Origin of the sequence: Luteibacter sp. 621, from assembly GCF_050435445.1 — a bacterium.
In the GTDB taxonomy this organism is placed as follows: Bacteria; Pseudomonadota; Gammaproteobacteria; order Xanthomonadales; family Rhodanobacteraceae; genus Luteibacter.
On record NZ_JBNDKI010000048.1, the window covers coordinates 1 to 1,235 of the forward strand.

Annotated in this window: 2 protein-coding genes; both read right to left on the bottom strand. The window is 63.1% G+C overall.

Annotated elements, in window-relative coordinates; genetic code table 11:
• Positions 1–39: 39 nt before the first annotated feature.
• Positions 40–879, bottom strand: coding sequence for an IS3 family transposase (locus tag ABIE56_RS22600; protein ID WP_429246060.1), 840 nt, complete (start codon positions 877–879; stop codon positions 40–42).
• A complete protein-coding gene (locus ABIE56_RS22605; protein ID WP_429246061.1) occupies positions 876–1,175 on the bottom strand; it encodes a transposase in 300 nt (99 codons plus the stop codon). The genes ABIE56_RS22600 and ABIE56_RS22605 overlap by 4 nt, the downstream gene beginning before the upstream one ends.
• Positions 1,176–1,235 lie beyond the last annotated feature (60 nt).

Genomic DNA, 1,235 nt, shown 5'->3' on the forward strand with positions numbered 1-1,235 from the left:
TGTCGTGGTCAAGTCTTTCTAGACACCCGATAGGGTGGTTTATCGCGCCGCCTGTAGCTCGTGGATGGCTGGCGGGACCTGTCCGTTGGTCGCGTGTAGGCGCCGATAGTTGTAGTAGGACGTCAGGAAGACGGTGGCATCCTGCTCGGCTTCGTAGCGCGTCGGGTAGGTTCGTCGCATCCATTCGCTCTTGAGCGTGGCGAAGACCCGCTCGGCGACGGCGTTGTCCCAGCAATGGCCCTTCCGGCTCATGCTCTGGGTGATTCCCAGCGCTTGCAGCCGCCGGATGAAGCCGAAACTGTTGTATTGCGACCCTTGGTCGGAGTGGAACATCAGGTCACCTGCGGGTTTGCGTTTCTCCACTGCCATGTCCAACGCGCCCAGTGCCAGCTTGGCATTGGGCTGGGTCGAGAAGGCCCAGCCCACGATCCGCCGGGCGTACAGATCCACCACGACGGCCAGATACAGCCACCCTTGCTGGGTCGGCAGGAAGGTGATGTCGCCGACCCAGACCTGGTTGGGGCGGGCCACCTTGAACTGCCGCTCGAGAAGATTGGGGGCGGGTGTCGCCGCCTTGCTCGCCCTCCGATAGGAGTGCCGGCGCACCCTCTGGGCCCATACGCCAGCCTTCTTCATCAGGGTGCGTGCGCGATATCGACCCGTCGGCATCCCTTGCCGGGCAAGCTCTGCGGCCACGCGGCGCGTGCCGTAGCTGCCTCGAGTCTGCCGATGAATCTCTCGAACCGAGGTCATCGCCGCCGGCTCTTCAACGATCGGCCGTTCCTCTTTGCCCCGCCCGGCGTAGTAGCTACTGCGGGGATATTCCATGGCGTCGCACAGCTGGGTGACCGGGTAGGCCTTCTTCAGTTCGTCGATCACCGCCGTGGGCGATCGCTCTCCCGAACGAAGAAGGCGATGGATTTTTTTAGCAGTTCGCGCTCCTCCTGGAGCTTTTGCACCTGCGCCTCGAGCTCGACGACGCGTCGCCGATCCTCCTCGGCCGTTTTCTGGCTCCCCGGCGCCGGGTGCTCTGCCTGGTACATCGCGACCCACCGTCTCAGCGCGGTAGGCCCGACATCCAACATCTCACATACCTGGCGTGTCGAATGGCCTTCGGCCAGTACCAGATGCACGGCCTCGTCCCGCTGCGCCTGCGTAATGTCTTTACGTCCCATGGTTCACCTCGTTCTGGCTGTGAATCCTACCGGGGTGTCCAGAAAGATTAGACCACCACA

What these genes read in the sequence shown, in the direction of transcription:
- ABIE56_RS22605 (WP_429246061.1), bottom strand. Translation starts at nt 1,175, where the DNA reads ATGGGACGTAAAGACATTACGCAGGCGCAGCGGGACGAGGCCGTGCAT.